Consider the following 465-nt stretch of genomic DNA (forward strand, 5'->3'; position numbering starts at 1 on the left):
TTGACGCCGGGCAAGAGCAACTCGGTCGCCGCATACACTATTCTCAGAATGACTTGGTTGAGTACTCACCAGTCACAGAAAAGCATCTTACGGATGGCATGACAGTAAGAGAATTATGCAGTGCTGCCATAACCATGAGTGATAACACTGCGGCCAACTTACTTCTGACAACGATCGGAGGACCGAAGGAGCTAACCGCTTTTTTGCACAACATGGGGGATCATGTAACTCGCCTTGATCGTTGGGAACCGGAGCTGAATGAAGCCATACCAAACGACGAGCGTGACACCACGATGCCTGTAGCAATGGCAACAACGTTGCGCAAACTATTAACTGGCGAACTACTTACTCTAGCTTCCCGGCAACAATTAATAGACTGGATGGAGGCGGATAAAGTTGCAGGACCACTTCTGCGCTCGGCCCTTCCGGCTGGCTGGTTTATTGCTGATAAATCTGGAGCCGGTG

At 50.3% G+C, this 465-nt stretch carries 1 protein-coding gene; it reads left to right on the forward strand.

The window, feature by feature from the left end:
• On the forward strand, window positions 1-465 hold a 465-nt coding region (bla, locus tag F0Q45_RS26725; protein ID WP_149656672.1), incomplete at both ends, for a class A beta-lactamase.

The sequence above is a fragment of the Mycobacterium simiae genome, from assembly GCF_008370645.1.
Classification (GTDB): domain Bacteria; phylum Actinomycetota; class Actinomycetes; order Mycobacteriales; family Mycobacteriaceae; genus Mycobacterium; species Mycobacterium simiae_A.